We start from the raw sequence: 23,208 nt of genomic DNA, 5'->3' as shown, positions 1-23,208 counted from the left end.
GGCATCGCGGTGGATCACCCCGAATGCCGGCAGCAAAGCCTACTTTTTCCGTTGCGCCAGCGCGGCGCGCTCGCGGTTGACCAGCGCGTCAGTGATGCGCAGGACGTCCTGGGACGTCTTGCCCAGCACCCGGTACTTGCCCGCCACCACGATGGTCGGTGTGCCTTCCACTTCACTGCGGGTAAGGAAGTCCCGCGCCGCTACCAGCTTTGCGTGTACCGGCTTGCCCGTCATGAGGGCGGCAAAGTCGTCCGCATCGGCGCCGTACTCGGTGTAGAACCTGGCGATCACCTCCGGTGTCGCGCCACCGATCGGGAGGCGGTGCTCCTCGTGGATCGCGCGGAACATGTCGCTGTGGGTGCGCTCGACCAGGTTCATCGATTGCGCCGCATAGAACGCCTGCGCATAGGGGATCCAGTAGCCGCCGAAGGGCGCCGGAACCGACACGACGTTGACGTCGGCTTTCTGCTGCTGTTTCCACGCCTGCAGCGCGGGCTCGAAATTCGCGCAGTGCGGGCAGGTGTAGCCGAAGACTTCCACCACCTCGATCGTGCCGGGGCGTGGCTCGAACGGGGCGCCATCGGCGATCAAGGCGAAATCCTTGCCGGCGACGAGGGCGTCGGCCGCGGGCGGCGCCGCGCAGGCGAGCAGGGGCAGCACGGCCAGAAGCGCGGTCGCGGCAACACGTGCAAAGCGCGTGCGGCGGGAGATGGGCAATATGGAACGAAACGTCATTGGCAGGATTCCCTCAAACAAGAACGCCGACCGTAACGATACGGCCGGCGCGATGAACGACAAGCGCAGAGCTTTGGAGCAGGGCGTTCGCAAACTCAGCCCTGGGGATCTTCCGGCCCGGCTTCGGTAGCGGTTGCAGCATCGATCGGCGCGTCATCGGCCGGCACATCAGCGGCGGGCTCGGGTGCGGTGTCCGACGCGTCACTGCCGTCACCATTGGCCACGCCCTCCGCCGTTTCACCGTCCTGCGTAACCACGTCGGCGGCAGCGACCGGCGCCGGCGCGGCAGCCATGGCGGTCGCGTCCACGCCGATGTCGTCAGCGGTCGGGTGCAGGCCCTGCATGTAGCTGGCCAGACTGCCGATTTCCTCGTCGGTCAGTGGCTTGGCGATGCTGGCCATGATGTTGAACAGGCGTGGATCGGTGCGCGAGGTGGTGCCGGCGCGATACAGCTCCAGCCGCTGCTGGGCGTACTCCGCGTGCTGGCCGCCGACGTGCGGGTAGGCAGGGCCCGGGTTGCCGCTTCCGGCCGGTCCGTGGCAGGCCATGCAGGCCGGGATGCCGCGCGCTGCGTCGCCCGCGCGGAACAGCTTCTCGCCGATCTTGTAGAACTTCATGTCGGTGTAGGGACCGCTGGTCACGACGCTGTCGTCGGCCACGCCCGCGCCGGACTTCTGGGTCGCGAAGTAGGCACCCAGATCACGCGCATCCTGTGCGCTGAGCATGTCGGCGAAGGGCTTCATCACCGCGGCCATGCCGTCATTGCGCTCGCCGCTCTTGAACAGGGCCAGTTGGTGCGCGATGTAGCGCTCGCTCTGGCCGGCGATGCGCGGATACATCGGGATCTCGGAGTTTCCGTCCAGCCCGTGGCAGGCGGCGCACGTGCCCGCGAGAGTCTGGCCGTTCTGGACATCCCCCCAGGTGGCATGCTCGGGCGCTGCGGGTTCCAGCGGGGCAGTCTCCACCGGTGCGGCGTCGGGGACCGGGGTCACCGTGGTCTGGGCATAGGCAACAGCCGCCGCTGCGAAGACGACAAGACCTGCGATACCTAGGACGCGGGCGTGGCTCATGGGGCTGGGCTCCGGAAAACACTGAAGTGACAGCCTGTCAACGGCTGTCTAACTGCAGAATTATCATCGGCGCGGCGCATGGGGTCAACGCGAGTGCCCGGTGCGTCTGCTTTCCGCGGCCGTCTGCAGCGGGATCTGCAAGCGTGGGACAGTGATTCCCGCGCGTCGCCGCGCCGGCCGTGCGATCCTAGCGCCATGGCCAATCCCCTTATCCGCGCCCAGTATCTGCTGGCTGCGCACACCCCGGCGCAACTGCCGCCCGACGGCGGCTTCGAGGTTGCGTTCGCGGGGCGCTCCAACGCCGGCAAGTCCAGCGCGCTCAACGCGATCTGCCAGCAGAACGCGCTCGCCCGGGTGTCCAAGACCCCCGGGCGTACCCAGCAACTGGTGTTTTTCGAACTCCCGCCAAGTACCGACCGCTTTCTCGTCGATCTGCCCGGCTACGGCTACGCCAAGGTGCCCAAGGACCTGCAGGCACACTGGCAGGCGTTTCTTGACCGCTATTTCCGTACCCGCGAGGCGCTCAAGGGTCTGGTGGTCGTGATGGACATCCGTCATCCGCTGAAGGAGTACGACAGGCAGATGCTGGGCTACGCGGTCAGTCGCGGTCTTCCGGCGCACGCGATCCTGACCAAGGCCGACAAGCTCAGCCGCGGCGCGCAGGGCACCGCCTTGCTGGAAGTGCGCAAGGCGCTCAAGGCCGAGCATGGCGATGCGGTCACTGCGCAGCTGTTTTCCGGCGAGTCCAAGCTCGGGGTCGATGAGGCCCGTCGCGTGATCGAGGGCTGGCTGGAACTGTGATCCGTCTGCAACGGAATGGCGCCCCGATCACGGCGGCATTGCGAAGATGGTGTGTCCCCACACATCTGCCAGTGCGATACCCATGACCCATGACGAGGTGAGCGTGTCCGGTTCCAGTCACGTAGAAGAGCCCCTGATCGAATCCCGCAACCAGCTGGTGGATTACCTCAGCTCGGGCACGCGCGAGCGCGACGACTGGCGGATCGGTACCGAGCACGAGAAGTTCGGCTTTCATTTCGATGACCTGCGTCCGCCGACCTTCGACGGCGAGCGCGGCATCGAGGCGCTGCTCAAGGGCCTGGTCCAGTTTGGCTGGGCGCCGGTGGAGGAGCACGGCCGGGTGATCGCACTGACCCGCGATGCCGCGTCGGTGTCGCTGGAGCCGGCCGGGCAACTGGAGCTGTCCGGAGCGCCGCTGGAGAACCTGCACGAGACCTGCCGCGAGGCGTCCTCGCACCTGCGCGAGGTGCGCGCCGTCGCCGAGCCGATGGGACTGGGTTTCCTGGGCATGGGCTTCCAGCCCAAGTGGCGCCGCGACGAGATGCCGTGGATGCCCAAGGGCCGCTACAAGATCATGCGCGAGTACATGCCGAAGGTCGGCAGCCTCGGCCTGGACATGATGACCCGCACCTGCACCGTGCAGGTCAACCTGGATGTCGCCTCCGAGGCCGACATGGTGAAGAAGTTCCGGGTGTCGCTGGCGCTGCAGTCGATTGCGACCGCGCTGTTCGCCGACTCGCCGTTCACCGAAGGCAAGCCCAACGGCTTCCTGTCCTACCGCTCGCACATCTGGACCGACACCGACAACGATCGCAGCGGCATGCTGGATTTCGTCTTCGAGGAAGGTTTTGGCTATGAGCGCTACGTCGACTACCTGCTCGACGTGCCGATGTACTTCATCCAGCGCGGCGACAACTACATCGATGCGGCGGGCCAGTCTTTCCGCGACTACATGGCCGGCAAGCTGCCCGCGCATCGCGGTCACCTTCCCAGGATGCAGGACTGGGCCGACCACACCACCACGGCGTTCCCCGAGGTGCGGCTGAAGAAATACCTGGAGATGCGCGGCGCCGACACCGGGCCGTGGAACCGGATCTGCGCCCTGCCGGCGTTCTGGACCGGCCTGCTGTACGACGACAGCGCGCTGGATGCCGCCTGGGACCTGGTCAAGGACTACAGCCTGGAAGAGCTGCACGCGCTGCGCAACGGCGTGCCGCGGCAGGCGTTCAAGCTGCCGTTCCGCAACGGCACGGTGCTGGACGTGGCCCGCCAGGCGCTGCAGATCTCCGCCCACGGACTGGCCCGGCGCGCGCGCCTGAACGATGTGGGTAGCGACGAGACGATCTTCCTGTCGCCGCTGATGGAGCTGGTCGAGGCCGGCGAGACGCCCGCCGAACGCAAGCTCGCGCTCTACCACGGCGTGTGGGGCGGCAACGTGGATCCGGTATTCCGCGAGTTCGCCTACTGAGGCGGGCTGCAATGTGCCCGACGCGCACGAAATGATGCACCGCAACACCAGCTGCGTTAACGTGGCTGGATGAGCACAGACAACGATTCCACTACCGCTACCAACGACGATTCGCTGCGCACGGTGAAGTTCGCCGCGGTCGATACGTTCCTGCGCGAGGACGTCAATCTGCTGGGCGGCATGGTCGGCAGGATCCTCGCCGAGCAGCGCAGCCCGGACTTCCTCGCCGAGGTGGAAGCGCTGCGCCGGGCCGCCATCAGCCGGCGCGAGAACGACCAGCCCGTCACCGAACTGGCCGAGGCGCTGGCCGGCCACGAGTTGCAGAAGGCCAGCGATCTCGGCCGCGCCTTTTCCACCTATTTCCAGGCGGTGAACCTGGCCGAGCGCGTGCACCGCATCCGCCGCCGGCGCGACCACGAGCGCGCCGAGCAGGGCGCCCAACCCGGCGGCCTGCTTGACGTGGTCGGTTCTCTCGCCGAGCAGGGCGTGGAAGCGGCCGAGTTGTCTGAACTGCTGCCGCGCATGCGCATCGAGCCGGTATTCACCGCGCATCCGACCGAGGCGGTGCGCCGCGTGCTGCTGCACAAGGAGCGTCAGATCGTGCGCAGCCTGGTCAACGACATCGACCGCAACCGCACGCCGGCCGAGCGCCGTGCCGATCATGGCCGTATCCGGATGGCCCTCACCGCGAGCTGGCAGACGGTCGAGGCGCCCGCGGCCAAGCCTAGCGTCGCCGACGAGTTCGAGCACGTGGGTTTCTATCTGTCCGAGGTGCTGTATCGGGTGTTACCGGTGTTCTTCGAGAACTTCGAAACCGCGCTGCGAGAGCACTACGGCGATGCGGTCGAACTGCCCGACGTGCTGGGTTTCGGCAGCTGGGTCGGCGGCGACATGGACGGCAACCCGAACGTGGGCGCGGACACGATCGCCGACACCCTGGCCGGACAGCGCGCGCTGGTGCTGGCCGCCTACCGCCGTGACATCGCCCGCCTGGCCGACCTGCTCAGCCAGTCGCTCAGCCGGGTGTCGGTGAGCGATGCGGTGATCGGGCAGGTCGCCGCCTACCGCGAACTGCTGCCCGAGGCGGCGGCCGAGCTGCACCCGCGCCACGCCGACATGCCGTACCGCAACCTGTTGATGCTGATGGCGGCCCGGCTGCGCGCCACCAGCCACGACGAGGCCACCGGTTATCCCGACGCCGCCAGTTTCGTCGCCGACATCGAATGCATCCACGCCAGCCTGATGGCGAACCGCGGCGAGCATGCCGGGGACTTCGTGCTGCGCCGGCTGCTGCGGCGCGCGCGCTGCTTCGGCTTCCACCTCGCCAGCCTCGACCTGCGCCAGGACTCGTCCGTGCACGACGCCGCGCTGGCGGCTGTCCTGCAGGATCCGCAATGGCCCGAGCGCAGCGCGCAGGAGCGGGCCGACCGCCTGCACCGGATGATGGCGGGCGATCTGGTTCCCGCCGACGCCGACGCCAGCGAGGCAGTGCGTACCCTGGATGTCTTCCGCGCCGTGGCCGGGTTGCGGCCGCGCTACGGCGAGCGCGTGTTCGGTCCCTACATCATCAGCATGAGCCGCAGCGCCGCCGATGCGCTGGCGGTGTTGGCGCTGGCGCGCGTGGCCGGTTGCGTGGAGCCCGCGGACGCCGGCGCCGATGCAGAGCAGGTCGTGCCGCTGGACGTGGCGCCGCTGTTCGAGACCGTGGCCGACCTGGAGGCGGCCGATGCCACGATGCGGGCGCTGTTTGGCGACCCGGTGTACCGCGCCCACCTGGCGGCGCGCGGCAACCGCCAGCTGGTCATGCTGGGGTACTCGGACAGTGCCAAGGACGGCGGCATCATTGCCTCGCGCTGGGCGCTGCAGCAGACCCAGGTGGCCCTGACCGCGCTGGCCCGCGAGAGCGGGGTCGGCATCGTGTTTTTCCACGGCCGCGGCGGCTCCGCCAGCCGCGGCGGCAGCAAGACCGAGCGGGCGGTGATCGCCGCACCACGCGGCTCGGTGGACGGCGTGCTGCGGCTGACCGAGCAGGGCGAGGTGATCCACCGCAAGTACGGCACGCGCGCGATCGCCTTGCGCAACCTGGAGCAGGCCACCGGCGCTGTGATGCGGGCGACCCTGCGCCCGCGGCCGCTGGATACCCGGGCGCCGCGCTGGCGGTCGATGGCGGCCGAGCTGGCCCGCGATTCCAGCGCCCACTACCGCGCCTTGGTGCACCAGCATCCGGATTTTTCCGCCTACTTCCGCGCCGTCACCCCGATCGACGTTATTGAGCGGCTGCGCATCGGTTCGCGTCCCGCCAAGCGCATCGGCAGCGGCGGGGCGGAATCGCTGCGGGCGATCCCGTGGGTGTTTTCGTGGTCGCAGAACCGCTCCGGCCTGACCACCTGGTACGGCGTGGGCACCGCTCTGGAGCGCGGCCTTGAACGCCATGGCGCCGACGCCTACGCCGAGCTGGCGCGCGACTGGCCGTTTTTCGCCACCCTGATCGACGACGTGGAGATGGTCCTGGCCAAGTCGGACCTGGGCATCTTCGAGTGCTATTCGCAGCTGGCCCGCGACACCCCGTCGGCAACGGGCACGCCTGACCTGCACGCGCAGATGTTCCCGGCCATCGCCGCCGAATTCCGCCGCACCCGCGGCGCCGTTCTGGCGATCAAGGGCGAGGACGAGCTGCTCAACGGCGACCAGCGCCTGCAGCAGTCGATCCGGCTGCGCAACCCCTACGTGGACCCGATCAGCCTGTTGCAGGTCGACCTGTTGAAACGCTGGCGCGCGGGCGAGCGCAAGGACGAGGAGCTGTTGCAGGTGCTGATGGCTACCGTCAACGGTATCGCCGCGGGGATCCAGAACACCGGTTGAGCCCGCGGCGAGCGCGGCGCCCGCTTCACGGCGGGAAACCCGTATTGATGAACCGCGGAACCGGCCGGCGACAAGCCCGACCGGTTCCGCGAACCGTCAGCGCCGGCGCGCCGCCCGGATCTGCGCGTCCACCGCCGCAATCGCAGTCAGGTTGACCACCCGGCGCGAGGTGGAGTCGTTGGTGAGGATGTGCGCGGGCTGGTCCAGGCCCATCAGGATCGGACCGATGGCGACGCCGTCGGTGGCCACCCGGAACATGTTGTAGGTGATGTTGGCCGCGTCCAGGTTGGGCAGGACGAACAGGTTGGCGCGCCCGTGCAGCGTGGTGTTGGGGAAGACCCGCTTGCGCAGCGCCTCGTTCCACGCGGTGTCGGCCATCATCTCGCCGTCGACTTCCAGCTTGGGCGCGCGCGCGCTGAGGATCTCGCGGACCCGGCGCATCTTGCTGGCGGACGGATTGTCGTGGCTGCCGTAGTTGGAGTGCGACAGCAGCGCGACCTTGGGTTCCACCCCGAACAGCTTCAGGCGATAGGTTGCCTGCAGGGTCGCCTCGGCGATCTGCTCCGCGCTGGGGTCCAGCTGGACGTGGGTGTCGAGGAAGAACCAGGCGCCGGCGTCGTTGATCACCCCGGTCATCGCCGAGGTGCCGGTGATGCCGCGGTCGAAGTCGAACACGCTGCGCAGGTAGCCCAGCTTCTTGTTGAAGCGGCCGACGATGCCGCAGATCATCGCATCCGCCTCGCCGCGCTCGACCATCAGCGCCGCGATCAGGGTCGGTCGCGAGCGGATCAGCGCCTTGGCCGCCTCGATGGTCACGCCGCGACGCTCGGTCAGCGCGTGGTACTGCTGCCAGTACTCGTGGAAGCGCGGGTCATCGTTGATGTTGGTCAGCTCGAAGTCCACGCCCTGGCGCATGCGCAGGCCGAGGCGTTCGATGCGGTGCTGGATCACGTCCGGGCGGCCGACCAGGATCGGCGTCGCCAGGCCCTCGTCGATCACCGTCTGCACCGCGCGCAGGACGACTTCCTCCTCGGCCTCGGCGTACACAATCCGCTTGCGATCACGGCGGGCGCGGTCGTAGACCGGCTTCATCAGCAGGCCGGTGCGGTGGACGAACTGGCCCAACTGCTCCTCGTACGCCGCCATGTCGGTGATCGGCCGCGAAGCCACGCCCGAATCCATCGCCGCGCGTGCAACCGCCGCCGACACCATCACCATCAGGCGCGGGTCAAAGGGACGGGGGATCAGGTACTCGGGGCCGAAGGTCGGCACCTCGCCGCCGTAGGCAGACGCCAGATCGCCCGCTTCCAGCCTTGCCAGCTGGGCGATGGCGTGCACGCAGGCGAGCTTCATCTCCTCGTTGATCACCGTCGCGCCGACATCCAGCGCGCCACGGAAGATGTAGGGGAAGCAGACCGCGTTGTTGACCTGGTTGGGGTAGTCCGAGCGGCCGGTGGCGATCACCGCATCCGGGCGCACCGCCTTGGCGTCGTCGGGCAGGATCTCCGGGTAGGGATTGGCCAGGGCCATGATCACCGGGCGCTCGGCCATCGTGGCGACCATTTCGGGGGTGAGGATGCCGCCGGCCGACAGGCCGAGGAACACGTCCGCACCGTCAACGATTTCCGCCAGCTCGCGCAGTTTGGTGTCGCGCGCATAGCGGGCCTTTTCCGGGTCGAGGTTCCCGCGGCCGGTGTAGAGCACGCCATCGCGATCGAAGGCGAGGATGTTCTCGGGACGCGCGCCCAGCGCCACCAGCATGTCCAGGCAGGCGATGCCGGCGGCGCCAACGCCGGTGGTGGCGATGCGCACGTCCTGGATCTGCTTGCCGACCACTTCCAGCGCGTTGAACACCGCCGCGCCGACGATGATCGCGGTGCCGTGCTGGTCGTCGTGGAAGACCGGGATCTTCATCCGCTCCCGCAGCTTGCGCTCCACGATGAAACACTCCGGCGCCTTGATGTCTTCCAGGTTGATGCCGCCGAAGGTCGGCTCCATCGCCGCGATCATGTCGACCAGCTTGTCGGGATCGCGCTCGTCCAGTTCGATGTCGAACACGTCGATGCCGGCGAACTTCTGGAACAGCACGCCCTTGCCTTCCATCACCGGCTTGCCCGCCAGTGGTCCGATGTCGCCCAGTCCGAGCACCGCGGTGCCGTTGGTGATCACCCCGACCAGGTTGCCGCGCGCGGTGTAGTCACGTGCCGTGTTGGGGTCGGCGACGATCGCTTCGCAGGCGTAGGCCACCCCAGGCGAGTACGCCAGCGCCAGATCGCGTTGGGTCACCATCGCCTTGGTCGGTGCGACCTTGATCTTTCCCGGCGGATTCTGGCTGTGGTAGTCGAGGGCGGCTTGCTTGAAATCGTCGTGAGTGGCCATTGCGTACGCGAGGCGGGAGAAGCCATCGATTCTATCGCTCTGCGCCGGCGGCGCCACCGGCGCCGGCTAAACCGCCCATAACGCGGGGTTATGGACGGGCCGCGTTTTATCAGTGTCGCCAGCGCAGGTGCTGACCTATGGTCGAGTGCACTGCATCGCATCAGGGGGTTTGCGCTTGCCACGCTTTGCTGGATTTACCGTCGCCCGTCTGCTTCGCGTCGCCGTCATTGCGGGCGCTTTGGCGGCATGCGCCCACGGGCCCGCGCCAGAACTGCCGCAGGCGGACCTGCTGATCGTCGGCGGCTCGCTGCATGACGGCGGCACCGGCGCGATGCGCCGGGCCGACGTCGCCATCGTCGATGACCGCATCGTCTGGGTCGGACCGGACGCAATGCAGCGTTATCGGGCCGCGCGCACCATCGAGGCCGCCGGCCAGGTGGTCGCACCGGGCTTCATCGATCCGCACTCGCATCCCGACACCTACATGCGTTCCGACGACCCGGCGCAGCGGCGCAACGCGCCGTGGCTGTACCAGGGCGTGACCACGATCGGGATCGGCGTCGACGGTGGCGGCAGCCCGGATATCGCGAAGCAGCGGGCGTGGTTCGAAGCCAACGGGGTCGGCACCAACCTGGTGCCATACGTGGGGTTTGGCGCGGTCCGCTCGCAGGTGCTTGGGCAGAGCGCGCGTGCGCCCGACGCGGCCGAGCTGGCGCGGATGCGCGGGCTGGTCGCATCGGCGATGTGCGAGGGAGCGTTCGGCCTGTCGAGCGGACTGTTTTACGTGCCGCAGAGCTACGCGGGCACCGACGAGGTGGTCGCCGTCGCCGGCGAGGCCGCGCGCCGCGGCGGGCTGTACGACACCCATCAGCGCGACGAATCGTCCTACGGGGTCGGCCTGGTCGAGTCGACCCGCGAGGCGATCGAGATCGGCCGCCGCGCCGGGATGCCGGTGCACATCGCCCACATCAAGGCGCTGGGGGTGGATGTGCACGGCAAGGCCGCCGAACTGGTCGCGCTGGTCGAGCAGGCGCGCGCGGACGGCCAGCGGGTGACCGCCGACCAGTATCCATGGCTGGCCTCCGGGACGGGACTGGCGGCCGCGTTGCTGCCGCCTCGGTCACGCGAGGGCGGGCGCGAGGCGATGCTGAAACGCTTCGCCGACCCCGCGCAGCTGGCTGGCATCCGCGAGGAGATGGACGACAACCTGCGCCGCCGTGGCGGTGCCGACGCGATCCTGCTGACTTCCATCGGCGAGGAATGGACCGGTAGGACGCTGGCTCAGGTTGCCGCTGACTGGCGCGTGTCCGCCATCGACGCCGCACTGCGCATCATCGGTCAGGACGAGCGCCCTCCCGGCGTGCGCAGCAGTGCTTCCATCGCCTCGTTCAACATGCGCCAGGACGATGTCGACCTGCTGATGCAACAACCCTGGGTGGTGACCAGTTCGGACGGATCCAACGGCCATCCCCGCCAGTACGGCAGTTTCCCGGAGAAGTTCGCCCGCTACGTGCGCGAGCGTGAACTGCTCGACATCGCCACTTTCATCCATCGCTCCACCGGCCTGACCGCCGACATACTCGGCCTGCAGCAACGCGGTTACCTGAGACCCGGGTACTTTGCCGATGTCGTGGTGTTTGATCCGGCCACGCTGGCGGCACGGGCCACCTATGTCGAGCCGCGCGAGCTCTCGGTCGGCGTCAGTCACCTGATCGTCAATGGCGTGGTCGCCATCAGCGACGGCGCGCAGACGGATGAGCTGGGCGGCCGGATGCTTCACCATGTGCCAACCGAAGGCACTTGTCCGTGACTGCGGATGCGCGTTTGATCACCTTTCACAACCAAGGGAAGAACCCAATTGCTTCAACTTGACGCGGTGGAAACCGTCGCCCTGGGCGGCCTGGCTCTTCTTGGTGGGTACGCGCTGTGCCGCGCCATTCCCATTTTCCGGCGCTACAACCTGCCCGAACCGGTGGTCGGCGGGCTGGTGATCGCGCTCATCGTGCTGTTCGCGCACGGCCAGGGCACGACCCTGTTCGAGCTGGACACGACCCTGCAGACGCCGCTGATGGTGGCGTTCTTCACCACGCTGGGGGTCAACGCGAGCCTGGCCCTGCTGCGCATCAGCGGACGCCAGGTCGGCATTTTCCTGGCCATGGCGACGGGCTTTGTGGTGGTCCAGAACCTGGTTGGCCTCGGGATTGCCTCGATGTTCGGGCTGCACCCGCTGTTCGGGGTGCTGGTGGGTTCGGCGACGATGGCCGGCGGGCCGGCGACGGGTCTGGCCTTCGCCCCACTGTTTGAAGAAGCGGGTCTGGTCGGCGCGGAGTCCATCGCCATCACCTCGGCCATGGCGGGCATCGTCTGCGGCGGCATCGTGGGCGGCCCGGTCGCGACCGTGATCATCCGCCGCTGGCGCCTGAAGACGCCCGGCGGCCATCCCACCGAGGTCCCGGATGTGACCGAGGCCAAGGTGGATCCGCCGCAGACCGAGGGTCAACGCGAATTCAGTGCGCTCAAGAGCATCATCTTCATCATGGTCGCGATGTGGCTGGGCGCCTGGATCGGCAAGGGATTCGAAGCCCTCGGCCTGACCCTGCCGGCCTATATCGGCGCCATGCTGATCGGGGCCGTGGTGCGCAACATCGACGACGTGACCGGTTGGATCGGTCTCCCGCTGCGGACCATCGACCTGATTGGCAACATCTGCCTGGCCCTGTTCCTGGCCGTGGCACTGATGAACCTGAAGCTGTGGGAGCTGGCCGGCATGGCGCTGCCGCTGGCGGTCAACATGGTCGTACAGGTCGCCATCGTCGTTGCGTTCTGCGTGGTGGTGTTCCGCGCGATGGGCAAGGACTACGACGCGGCGGTGATGGGCGGTGGCTTCATCGGCTTCATGCTGGGCACGACCGCCAACGCGATGGCGGTCATGCGCACGCTGGTGCAGCGCTACGGCATGGCGCCGCGGGCTTTCCTGGTGGCGCCGCTGGTGGGCGCGTTCTTCATCGACTTCACCAACGCCCTGATCATCACCGGGTTCATGAACTTCGCCCGCTAGCGGTCTTTGCGCCGACCCGGCCTCAGCGCCAGCGCCTCCTCGCTACTGGGCGACGGCGGCGGCGCCCGGACGGCGCGGATCCGCGGCGCCTTCCACGCCGTGCTCGCCGACCCACAGGATCTGGGTGCTGCCGATGGTCTCGCCGGTCTCGATCCGGTGACCACGCTTCTCCAGCAGGCGCAGGGTGTCGGGGCTGATGCCGCGCTCCACCCGCATCACGCCGTCGCTGTCCATCTCCTGGTGGATGCGCGGCAGGCTGGTGGCCTCGGCGATGTTCAGGTCGAAGTCGACGACGTCCACGATGCTCTGCATCACAGTGCCCGGAATGGTGTTGCCGCCCGGGCTGCCGGTGACCATGCGCAACCGGTCGTCCTTGAACAGGAAGGTGGGCGCCATGCTGGAGACCGGGCGCCGGCCCGGATGCAGTGAGTTGGGGGGCTCGGGCTGGCCGGACTCGCGCGCCTTCAGCTGGGCGCGCATGGAGAAGTTGCCGACCAGGTTGCCGAGCAGGAAGCCGGTGCCGTCGACCATGATCCCGGAGCCGAAATCCGAACCTAGCGTGTAGGTGATGCCCACCGCGTTGCCGGCCTCGTCGATGACCGAGAGATGGGTCGTCTGCGGGCTCTCATGCGCCCATGGATCGCCGCCGGGCACCTTGGATGCCGGCTTCGCGCGGCGCGGCGAGATACGCTTGGCCCGTTCGGCGGCGTAGGCCTTGGACACCAGCCCGCGCAGCGGTAGGTCGAGGGCATCCGGATCGCCCAGGTGCAGCCGGCGGTCGGCCCAGGCCAGCTTGATCGCCTCGCTCATGTAGTGGATGGCGTCGGCGGAACCCGCGCCGTAGCCCGGCATATCGACGTTCTCCAGGATGTTGAGCATGCCGATGATGCCGGCGCCGCCACCGCTGGCCGGCGACATGGTCACCACCTCGTGGTCGCGGTAGCTGCTGCGCAGCGGCTCGCGTTCGGCGGCCCGGTAAGCGGCCAGGTCGTCCTTCCGGATCAGGCCGTCATTGGCGATCATGCCCGCGACCAGCCGCTCGGCGATTTCGCCCTCATAGAAGGCCTTTGCGCCGTGCGCGGCGATCTGCTTCAGCGACCAGGCCAGGTCGGTCTGCACCAGTCTTTCGCCGGCCCGCAGCGCGCTGCCATCGGGATGCAGGAACACCTTCGCGCCGGCCGGACTCAGGGCCAGGCGCTTGCGTCCCCAGTCGAGCGCGAAGGCCTCGTCGCGGCTGAGCACGATGCCGTGCTCGGCCAGGGCGATCGCCGGCTGCAGCAGCTGCGCCCAGGGCAGACGACCATACTTGCCGTGCGCGGTGGCCAGCCCGGAGACCGTGCCGGGGATGCCGGCGGCCCTGTAGCCCTGCTTGTCACCGGCGATCCTGCCGTCGTCGCCGATGAAGCGGTCCAGCGTGGCCAGCGCCGGCGCCTTGGAGCGGAAGTCGATCGCCACCGTCCGCTTGTCTTCGGCCAAGTGCACCAGCATGAAGCCGTCGCCGCCGATGTTGCCCGCGCGCGGCAGGGTCACCGCCATGGCAAAGGCCGTGGCCACCGCGGCGTCCACCGCATTGCCGCCGTCGCGCAGGATCTGCGCACCGACATCGCTGGCGGCCTCGTTCTGGCTGGCGACCATGCCCTTCTCGCCCTGCACCGGCTTGTGGATCGCGGCGTAGTTCAGCAGCTGCCGGGTCTGGGCGGTGGCCTGCACGGAGCAGAGCGCGAGCGCGGCACTGACGAGAAGTGCGACAAGGGCGCGCGATGAAATCGCCTGAGGGCTTCTGAGGGGCATTCCGGGATCCTTTTTTATGGTCGACGCCAGGCGCGCAAGCAGCGCTCGCAAGGGCGGAGTGCATTCGAGCATGCCGCCGCACCTTACCGATGTCCCGCAGTTTCTTTGGCTCATCCCATAGCCCCAGGCTATCCCCTGGCAAAGCATTGGTGGTCTTGCCGCGCGATCGCGGTGGCTAAGATCGGGACAAGCGTTGCCACAGACAGCCGCTCTCCGGGGGAGACATCAAATGAACTACGCACCCAAACGCACGATTCTCAGCGTGATGCTCGCCTCGGCGATGCTCATGGAGCCGGTCACCGCGCTGGCTCAGGACGCGGCCCAGCCCGCCCAGGCCACACAGACCGACGCCACGCCGATCGCAACGGACGATGCGGCCCCGCCAGCTGTCCAGACAGCCGATGCGAAGGCCAAGGACCTTGATCGGGTCGTGGTGGTCGGAAGCCACCTTGCAGGCAACAACGACACCGGCATGCTCCCGGTGTTCGTGGTCTCGGAGGAGGACGTGGCTGCCACCGGTGCCGTCTCCGGCGAAGACCTGCTGCAGTCGCTTCCGCAGGTCGGCGACATGATGTTCGACAACACCGATACCGCGGGCAACCTCAACGCCGCGCGCGGCGACGTCGGCTCGGTCAACCTGCGCAACCTGGGCACCGGCAACACGCTGATGCTGGTGAACGGTCGTCGCATGGTCAACCACCCCGGCACGCAGACGGAAACCTACGTGCCGCGCCAGACCGCCAACATCAACGCCATCCCGCTCTACGGCGTGCAGCGCATGGAAACCCTGCTGGGCGGCGCCTCCGCGCTGTACGGCTCGGATGCCGTGGCCGGCGTGATGAACGTGGTCATGGATACACACTTCCAGGGCCTGCGCGCCCAGGCCCAGTACGGCGGCTCGGAAGGCACCGATTTCCGCCAGGGCAATTTCAATGTGAAGGCCGGCAGGTGGTTCAACGACGGACGCACCCGGGTCTCCCTGCTGGGCGGGTACACCTATCGCAGCATCTTCGAGAACTCCGAGCGCGACTACGCCGCCAGCCAGGATCACAGGCCGTTCTTTGAAGGCACCCAATGGGAGGGGATGACGGCATTCGATGACCGCATGACCTCCAGCGCCTGGGGCGCGTTCCAGACGGTCGATCGGGTGCGGGTGCGGCAGGACGGCAAGGCGATCACGACCGCCGCCGGCAGCTTCCACATCGAGCCGATCGCCAACGGCTGCGTGACCGCGCTGTACGAGGACGTGTGCATCCAGACCGGGTTGCAGAACAGCACCATCGACCGGCCACTGCGCTTCAACGCCAACTCGCAGCGCTATCTGATGGGCGGCGTCGATCGCGGCAACCTTTTCACGACCATCGAGCACGATCTCAACGATGACTTCGTGGCATTCGGCGAGGTCAGCTACTACCAGTCGAGCTACGACGGCATGCGGGAGCAGGCTGCCTCGCTGGCCGCTGCGCCGATGATCGTCCCCAAGTCCAACTACTGGAACCCGTTTGGTGCCACCTACCTGCCCGACGGCAGTCTCAACCCGAACCGCCTGCAGGGCATCGATGCGCCCGAAGAGGGCCTGGACGTGCGCATCAGCAGTTATCGCGCCACCGAGACCACCCGCCCCTACGAGGTCGATGACAAGTCGTATCGCGTCCTGGGCGGGGTCCGCGGTGACTTGGGCGGGTTCGACTGGGAAAGTGCCGTGCTGTATTCGCGCGCCCGCACCGTGGATACCCAGTTCGGCACCATCAGCAACACCTCGTTCGCCGAGGCCCTCGCGCGCGCTGACGAGAGTGCCTACAACCCGTTCACAGGCGGCAACCTGGACGACTGGAGCCAGCCGCCGGCAATGACCAACGCCGACACGGTCGCCGGCTTCCTGGTCCCGGTGGTGCGCCGCAGTACCGCGTCGCTGTTCCAGGTCGATACCCGTTTCGCCCGCCCCGACCTGTTCGAGTGGTGGGCAGGCGATGTCGGGCTGGCGTTCGGCGCCGAGTGGCGTCACGAAAAGCTTGACGACCAGCGCGATCCGCGCCTCAACGGGCAGATCGGCTACACCAACCCGCTGACCGATCTCCCGACCAGCGACGTACTCGGTGCGAGCCCGTCGGGCAACAACGGCGGTTCGCGCTCGGTGGCCTCGGCGTATGCCGAGATCGCGGTGCCGCTGGTGTCGCGCGAGATGGCGATTCCGCTGGTTCGCTCGCTTGATCTGCAGATCGCCGGTCGCTACGAGCGCTATTCCGACTTCGGCAGCGTGTCCAAGCCGAAGGTCGCGTTTGCCTGGGACATCCTGGATGGCCTGATGATGCGCGGCAGCTGGTCGGAGAGCTTCCTGGCGCCCAACATCCTGCAGATCCATTCCGACGGGACCGTGGTCAGCAATACCCGCCTGGACTACTACCAGTGCGAGGCGGACCTGCGCGCCGGGCGCATCTCCAGCTTCAGCGCCTGCGGCAAGTCTTTCAGCACCCAGGCCGTACGCGAGGGCAACCTCGACCTCAAGCCGGAAACCTCCGAGGCGACCTCGGTCGGCCTGGTGTTCCAGCCCCGCTTCCTGCCCGACGCCATGGGCGACTTCACCTTCACCGCGGACTACTGGAAGATCGATCAGGAACAGATGATCGCCATCACCGGCGAACAAACCCACCTGGCGCTCGACTACCTGATGCGCATCCAGGGCTCGTCCAATCCCAACGTGCTGCGCGACGATCCCAGCGATGAGCAGATCGCCAACTTCGCCGGCACGGGGCTGGAAGCGGTCGGTAACGTGTTGCAGGTGCGTGACCAGTACACCAACCGCCTGCCGCGCCGGACCCGGGGCATCGATTACGGCATCTCGCATCGCCTGCGCACCGCGGACTGGGGCACCTTCACCACCAACCTCAATGGCAGCCGGCTGCTCGAGCAGATGCAGATGCCCTCGGACCTGGAGGACCTGGTGATGAACGCGCAGCAGGACGGCGTGATCAATGACGGCTTCACGATCCGCAACGCCGGCAGCCTGCTGGGCATCAACGGCACGCCGGAATGGCGCGCGACCCTGAGCAGTAGCTGGCGCTACCGCAACTGGAGCCTGGGTGCGTTTGTCCGCTACGTCGGCCCGTTTGATTCGACCGGTGCCAGCTTGCCTGACGGCACGTTGTTCCGCGTGCCGTCATGGACCACGACCAATCTGTGGGCCGAGCACCGCTTCAAGAAGACCGGCAACGTGTTCGAAGACACGACCGTGCGCTTCAACGTCCGCAACATCACCGATCGTGATCCACGCCTGGCACCGCGGAGCCTGGGCTTCTACTCGGGCCTGCATAACGCACTGGGCCGGGGCTACTACCTGACCGTGACCAAGACGTTCGACTAGGCAGCATTACCTCCGCAACAGCTGACAGGCCTCGCGCGGGGTCTGTCAGCGATTCGGTCGATGCCGCACACAGCCGCCAATTGTTGAAAGATGGCCGCATTGGCCACCACGCACCGGAAAGAACGTGCTCCCCATCATCAAAACACTGCGCTCGGACTCCGTGCCACCTCCGCTGAAGGCCAAGCTCCGTGTCGATATGCGGCTGCCGCTGGGAGCGCTGCTGCTGACCGCGGTGCTGGGCGCCTGCCAGACCACGCCCGCTCCGGTTGCCGACGACGTCCAGACCAGCGGCGTCGTCGTCGCGGCCAACCCGCTGGCCGTCGATGCCGGCACCGCGGTCCTGCGCCGGGGCGGCACCGCGATGGACGCCGCGGTCGCGGTGCAGCTGATGCTGGGCCTGGTGGAGCCGCAGAGTTCGGGCATTGGCGGCGGCGCGATCATCATGGCCTACGACGCGCGCAGCCAGGCGGTGACCAGTTACATCGGTCGCGAAGCCGCGCCGGCCCTGGCCGACGGCAGCCTGTTCCAGGGCGAAGACGGCAAGCCCCTGTCACGCGGCGATGCAATGCTTTCGGGCGGCGCAACCGGCGTGCCGGGCGCGGTCGCGGTGTTTTCGCAGGCCCAGCGCGAACACGGAAAGCTGGCGTGGAACCAGCTGTTTGCAGAGACGATCGAGAAAGCCGAGCAGGGCTTCCAGGTCACGCCGCGGCTGGAGGAACACATCGATGGCACCTTCCCGCAGGCCTCGGCGCCCGACGTGCGGCGGTTTTTCTCCCACCCCGACGGGCGCCCTATGCGGACCGGGGATCTGGTGCGCAACCCGGAATACGCCGCGACCCTGCGCAAGCTGGCGCAAGGCAACGCGTCGGCGTTCTATCGCGGCGAGCTCGCCGAGGCGATAGTGGCGCGAACCCACGCGGCGCCGCGGCCCGGCCGGCTGAGCACGCGTGACCTCGCCGAGTACGCGCCCGAGAAGGCCGAGCCGCTGTGCAGCCCGCTGCGCGCCTTCGTCCTGTGCGTGCCGCGGCCGCCGACCAGTGGCGTCGGCCTGCTGCAGCTGATGGCGATGCTGGACGGGACCGACATCGACCAGCGCGGCCCCGAGGACCCGCAGTCGTGGTTCCTGTTCGCCGAGGCCAGCCGGATCATGTACGCCGACCGCGACCATTACGTCGGCGACCCGCGCTTTGACGAGGTGCCGGTCGAGGGCCTGCTGGCGCCGGCCTACGTCGACCAGCGCCGGGCCCTGATCGGCAAGACGGCAGCCCCTTCGCACTCGTACGGGCAGCCTGCAGGAGCCGCGTCGCACGGTCCGGACCGGACCGAGGAACCCGGCGGCACCAGCCATTTCGTCGTCGTCGACCGGTGGGGCAATGCCGTGTCGGTGACCACCACGATCGAGTCCTTCTTCGGCTCGGGGCGGATGGTGGACGGCTTCTTCCTCAACAACCAGCTGACCGACTTCTCCTGGTCCAGCGGCAGCGATCCGGACGCCGCCAATGCGATCGAAGGCGGCAAGCGCCCGCGCTCTTCGATGACCCCGGTCATCATCCTTGACCGCGACGGCCGCTTTGTCGGCGCGCTCGGCTCGCCCGGTGGGTCGGCGATCCCGGCCTACATCGGCAAGACCCTGGTCGGTCTGGTCTATTGGGACCTGTCGCTGCAGGACGCCGTGGCGTTGCCCAACCTGGTCGCGCGGGGGCAGCGGTTCAACGGTGAGGCGTCGCGGTTCGCTCCGGGCGTGCTGGACGCGCTGTCGCAGCGTGGCATGACGGTCCGCGCGGGCTCGGGTGAGGACTCGGGCCTGCACGGTGTTTTCTACCGCGATGGCGTGCTGGAATGGGCCGCCGACCCGCGCCGCGAAGGCGTGGGCAAAGAGGTCGTCCAGTGATGAGCACCGTTGAAGCTTCCCTTCCGACCGGCGGTGTCGACGATGCCCTCGTCGATGTGACCGTGATCGGTGCCGGTGTGGTCGGCATCGCCACGGCGTATGCGGCGGCGCGGCGCGGGCTTTCGGTCCGGATCATTGATCGCGCGGCGGGCCCGGCGATGGGTGCGTCCTTCGCCAACGGCGCCCAGCTGAGCTACGCGTACACCGAATCCATGGCCAGCCCCGCACTGTGGAGCAAGCTGCCCTCGATCGCGCTGGGCAGGGACCGCGCGCTGTCGATGCGCTGGTCGCTGGATCCGGATTTCCTGCGCTGGGGCATCGCGTTCCTGCGCAATGCCACCCCGGATCGGTTCCGCGAAAACACGCTTGCGGTGCTCGAGCTGGCCACGGAATCGCGCGGCGCGATGGACGCCCTGCTGCGGCAGCACAACATCGAGTTCCAGCACACCGCACCGGGCAAGATGCACCTGTACCGCGACCCGGCTGGGCTCGACGATGCGGCGGCCATGGTGGCGGTCAAGCGCGAGTACGGCGTCCAGCAGAGCGTGCTGAGTCCCCGCGAGGCGGTCGCGCTGGAACCGGCGCTTGCCGGTGCCACCGGCCTTGCCGGCGTCGTGCATTCCCCGGCCGAGGAAGTCGGCGACCCGTTGCGGTTCTGCACCGGTCTGCTGGCGATCCTTCGGGCCGATTACGGCGTAACGACCTGCTTCAATTTCGAGGTCGCCAGCGCGACTCCGGCAAGTGACGGCCTGAGGCTGACCTCGCGCGAGGGCCAGCCGCTGCGCTCGCGACAACTGGTGTCCTGCGCCGGCGTCGACGCCGTCGCGCTCTCGCGCCGCAACGGTTTGCGGCTGCCATTGATGCCGGTCAAGGGCTACTCGTTTACCGCCGCGCCGGGAGCGTTGGCTCCCGCAGTCAGCATCACCGACACCGACCGCAAGCTGGTGTTCTGCCGGCTCGGCGACAAGCTGCGCGTCGCGGGACTGGCCGAGGTTGGCAACCACAACGCCGCGGTCGATCCGCAAAGGGCGCAGCGGCTGGTGGCGATGGCGCGGGAATCCCTTCCTGACGCGGCCACCTACGACGCTATCGACAGCACCTGGGCGGGCCTGCGCCCGATGACCCCCAGCTCGGTCCCGATCATCCGGCGTGTCCGTCCAAACGTGGCGGTGAACGTCGGCCACGGCATGCTGGGCTGGACGCTGGCAATGGGATCGGGCGAGCGCGCCTTGGATGCGTTGCTGGCGAAGTAGGCCGGGTGGGCGGCTTTTCTCGGCGCATGCGCGGCCGACGCTTTGTCGCCTCTCGGACGAGTGCCCTAAGATCAAGGCATGCGCCTTCGTCAAATTGAAGTCTTCCACGCCGTCTACACGACCGGCTCGATCAGCGCTGCCGCGCGGGCGCTGCACGTCTCCCAGCCCTCGGTCAGCAAGGTGCTCCACCACACCCAGTCCAAGCTCGGCCTGAAGCTGTTCGCGCTGGTGCGCGGACGGCTGGTCGCCACCGACGAAGCGCACGCGCTGTTTGTCGAAGTCAACGAGATATTCGAACGTCTCGGGTCGCTGCAGAAGACGATCAGCAACATCAAGAACATCGGGGGCGGCCACATCCGCCTCGGCGTGGTGCCGTCGCTGGGCCTGCACGTCGCGCCGCTGGCCATCGCGCGCTTTCGCCGCTTGCATCCGGAAGTGACGTTCGATGTGCAGACGCTGCACCACGACGAATTGTTCCAGGCGCTGTATGAGCGCACCTGCGACATCGCGATAGCCTACGCGCCACCCCTGCACCCGCGAATGAAGCGGCGACTGCTGAAGACCGCGCAGATGGTGCTGCTGTTCCAGCACGGAGACATCCCGGACGTGGGCGATTCGGTATCGCTGTCCCTGCTGGACGGACGCGACGTGGTCGGCATGACCGCCAGCGGCCCGGTGGGCGACGCACTGGCCCGCGAGATGGCGAGGCGAAAAGTCGAGGTCCATGAAGTGGTTTCCAACCAGACCTTTTACACCGCGGCCGCGCTCACCAGCCACGGCGCCGGGATGACCGTGGTGGACGAGTTCACCGCACGCGCCTCCGTCCACCACGGCGTGGCGTTCCGACCCTTCGCGCCGCCGATCCGGTTCAACGTCGACTGCGTATTCCTGGAAGATCGCCGGCCATCCAAGGCGGCCGAGGAATTCATCAGTCTGTTCAAGTCGGTTATCGGCGAGATCCAGGAGGGGAGCGGCGTTGAACTCGACGCACAGGGGCTTGCGCCGAGCGCGAGCTAGGTACGGCCCTTTCGGGCAAGGCCAGCGGCACCTCCCAGTACCGTGGCCGTGCCTGCAACGCCGGTGGCCGCGGTGGCTACTCGGCGATCAAGTCGGTTGTGGTGGCGCCCCCGCCGCCAGCGGTGCCTACGGGGCTCACCGTTAAGGAGTGGAGTTCGGAGCGGTGCGATATTTCGTGGAACCACTCGTCAGGCGCAACCAACTACGATCTCAGCAGCGTCATCCCAGCACATGTCATTTGCAGCGGGAGCATGAACAAGTTCATATGGGATGCCGGTTGCGCCAACCCGTATGCCGTACGCGCCTGAACGCCCACTCGTGTTCGGCGTGGTCTGCGCCGGCCTACTCCTACTGACGCAAGGATTGCAGACGATGATTACCCGAGAAAACACTTGTTGGGTCGCCGCCGGGATAACTCTGGCGTTGATGTTGCTCACGATCGCTGCGCCGCTCGGCGCGCAAACCGTGCACTATATCCACACCGACGCTTTGGGCAGCGTGGTGGCGGTGACGGATGTCAACCGCAACATCATTGAGCGCCGCGAGTACGAACCGTACGGCGCGCAGCTGACATCGGCGCTCAGCGATGGGCCGGGGCATACCCGGCACGTGCAGGATGCCGCGACGGGACTGACGTACATGCAGCAGCGTTATTGCGATCCTGTCATTGGGAGATTCCTGAGCGTAGATCCTGTGGCTGCGGACGGCGACAGCGGTATAAACTTGGGCCAATCTAAATTTAATGCTGCCGCATCGTTGGATTTTGAAGACGGCTATCGGGAGCCGTTCGAGCCTAGTTACGATCAGAAGGCGGCCTTTTGCCACTGGGATCGAAGCAATTCAGGAAGGGAAGCAAGGGATCGCGCAGGGCGAAAGAGCATTTCGCCTTGACTGATTCACGTAAAAACATCGAGGCTTTTCAGCATGCTATTTCTATGCTGAAATTCGGCAGCGTTGACTTGGCGGTTAAAAAGTTGGAATTGCTGTCTAAAGAAGGGGATGGGCACGCTGACGGTGTTCTAGGTCTAATTTATGAGTTCGGAGCCGGCGATATTCATCCGAATATTTCCAAAGCACTGCTTTTTTACGAAGAAAGCGTTGTTAAGTCGTCTTCCGCGGACTCATGGATGGCCATCGGTCGAATAACCCTGTCCGGCCCCGAGATGGTGCGTGATTACTCAAGGGCATTTGAGTGTTTCTCTTTCCTGGCAGAGAATTCAAATTGCGCCTCAGCTTGGCTCGCACTTGGCAACATTAATTTTCAGGGTCTCGGGCGGCGGAGGAATCTGGATACTGCGGAAGCATGTTTTTTGAACGCAGTGGCTTTTGGTAATTTGCTTGGTTATCCGGGCTTGGCAAGAGTCGCACTGAGTCGCGGACGGATAGTCGAGTCGCTGAAGTATAGAATAATTGGCGCGCTAAAGGCGGTGCGTGAGCCGGATGGGAGTGACGCGCTCAAGCAATGGGCAATCTAAAGCTTTTCCGGCACGCGTCCGCTGATCCAATCAGTCAGGACATTTGG

General features: G+C 67.2%; 14 protein-coding genes and 1 pseudogene. 11 read left to right on the top strand and 4 right to left on the bottom strand.

Translation table 11 applies throughout. The features are described 5' to 3' along the window. Positions 1 to 39 precede the first annotated feature (39 nt). The gene (locus tag INQ42_RS11325) at positions 40 to 798 is read right to left on the bottom strand and encodes a thiol:disulfide interchange protein DsbA/DsbL (protein ID WP_228064360.1); all 759 of its coding nucleotides are present in this window, start codon (positions 796 to 798) and stop codon (positions 40 to 42) included. A 212-nt stretch (positions 799 to 1,010) separates the two neighbouring features. Continuing rightward, positions 1,011 to 1,805: pseudogene (locus tag INQ42_RS11320) on the bottom strand (c-type cytochrome); the annotation flags it as partial. 195 nt (positions 1,806 to 2,000) lie between these two features. Between INQ42_RS11320 and yihA the strand changes: the two are divergent. From yihA to ppc, 3 genes are all read left to right on the top strand, one after another. Further along, the gene (gene yihA / locus INQ42_RS11315) at positions 2,001 to 2,606 is read left to right on the top strand and encodes a ribosome biogenesis GTP-binding protein YihA/YsxC (protein ID WP_194034359.1); all 606 of its coding nucleotides are present in this window, start codon (positions 2,001 to 2,003) and stop codon (positions 2,604 to 2,606) included. Positions 2,607 to 2,709: 103 nt separating this feature from the next. Then, entirely contained in the window at positions 2,710 to 4,074 is a 1,365-nt protein-coding gene (locus INQ42_RS11310) for a glutamate--cysteine ligase (RefSeq protein WP_194035876.1), read from the top strand. 69 nt (positions 4,075 to 4,143) lie between these two features. Beyond that, the gene (gene ppc, locus INQ42_RS11305; protein WP_194034358.1) at positions 4,144 to 6,936 is read left to right on the top strand and encodes a phosphoenolpyruvate carboxylase; all 2,793 of its coding nucleotides are present in this window, start codon (positions 4,144 to 4,146) and stop codon (positions 6,934 to 6,936) included. 96 nt (positions 6,937 to 7,032) lie between these two features. Here the strand turns inward: ppc and INQ42_RS11300 are convergent, their stop codons facing one another. Next, positions 7,033 to 9,315 carry an NADP-dependent malic enzyme gene (locus INQ42_RS11300; protein WP_194034357.1) on the bottom strand — a complete coding sequence of 761 codons (2,283 nt, stop codon included), beginning with the start codon at positions 9,313 to 9,315 and terminating at the stop codon, positions 7,033 to 7,035. 175 nt (positions 9,316 to 9,490) lie between these two features. Between INQ42_RS11300 and INQ42_RS11295 the strand changes: the two genes are divergently transcribed. Both INQ42_RS11295 and gltS read left to right on the top strand, forming a co-directional pair. After that, positions 9,491 to 11,125 carry an N-acyl-D-amino-acid deacylase family protein gene (locus tag INQ42_RS11295; RefSeq protein ID WP_228064359.1) on the top strand — a complete coding sequence of 545 codons (1,635 nt, stop codon included), beginning with the start codon at positions 9,491 to 9,493 and terminating at the stop codon, positions 11,123 to 11,125. Between the two features lie 48 nt (positions 11,126 to 11,173). Then, positions 11,174 to 12,373: a sodium/glutamate symporter gene (gltS, locus tag INQ42_RS11290; RefSeq protein ID WP_194034356.1), complete on the top strand. Its 1,200-nt coding sequence runs from the start codon at positions 11,174 to 11,176 to the stop codon at positions 12,371 to 12,373. Between the two features lie 42 nt (positions 12,374 to 12,415). Here gltS and ggt read toward each other — a convergent pair whose 3' ends face one another. Further along, a complete protein-coding gene (gene ggt / locus INQ42_RS11285; RefSeq protein WP_194034355.1) occupies positions 12,416 to 14,164 on the bottom strand; it encodes a gamma-glutamyltransferase in 1,749 nt (582 codons plus the stop codon). A 229-nt stretch (positions 14,165 to 14,393) separates the two neighbouring features. Here ggt and INQ42_RS11280 point away from each other — a divergent pair, with 229 nt between their 5' ends. The 6 genes from INQ42_RS11280 to INQ42_RS11255 all read left to right on the top strand — a co-directional run bounded on the left by INQ42_RS11280 (position 14,394) and on the right by INQ42_RS11255 (position 23,161). Further along, entirely contained in the window at positions 14,394 to 17,525 is a 3,132-nt protein-coding gene (locus tag INQ42_RS11280; RefSeq protein WP_194034354.1) for a TonB-dependent receptor domain-containing protein, read from the top strand. Positions 17,526 to 17,649: 124 nt separating this feature from the next. Continuing rightward, complete coding sequence (locus INQ42_RS11275) at positions 17,650 to 19,416, top strand: gamma-glutamyltransferase family protein (RefSeq protein WP_228064358.1); 1,767 nt, start codon at positions 17,650 to 17,652, stop codon at positions 19,414 to 19,416. Beyond that, a complete protein-coding gene (locus INQ42_RS11270; protein ID WP_194034353.1) occupies positions 19,416 to 20,669 on the top strand; it encodes an FAD-dependent oxidoreductase in 1,254 nt (417 codons plus the stop codon). The genes INQ42_RS11275 and INQ42_RS11270 overlap by 1 nt, the downstream gene beginning before the upstream one ends. A 78-nt stretch (positions 20,670 to 20,747) precedes the next feature. After that, positions 20,748 to 21,686 (top strand): LysR family transcriptional regulator, encoded by a 939-nt coding sequence (locus INQ42_RS11265; RefSeq protein WP_194034352.1) that lies wholly within the window; start codon positions 20,748 to 20,750, stop codon positions 21,684 to 21,686. Between the two features lie 372 nt (positions 21,687 to 22,058). Beyond that, complete coding sequence (locus INQ42_RS11260; protein WP_194034351.1) at positions 22,059 to 22,577, top strand: RHS repeat domain-containing protein; 519 nt, start codon at positions 22,059 to 22,061, stop codon at positions 22,575 to 22,577. Next, positions 22,574 to 23,161: a tetratricopeptide repeat protein gene (locus INQ42_RS11255; RefSeq protein ID WP_194034350.1), complete on the top strand. Its 588-nt coding sequence runs from the start codon at positions 22,574 to 22,576 to the stop codon at positions 23,159 to 23,161. The genes INQ42_RS11260 and INQ42_RS11255 overlap by 4 nt, the downstream gene beginning before the upstream one ends. Positions 23,162 to 23,208 lie beyond the last annotated feature (47 nt).

This window comes from Lysobacter avium, from assembly GCF_015209745.1.
Lineage (GTDB): Bacteria > Pseudomonadota > Gammaproteobacteria > Xanthomonadales > Xanthomonadaceae > Novilysobacter > Novilysobacter avium.
The sequence above is the reverse complement of the archived record's forward strand: the minus strand, read 5'-3'. Positions and strand labels throughout refer to the sequence as shown.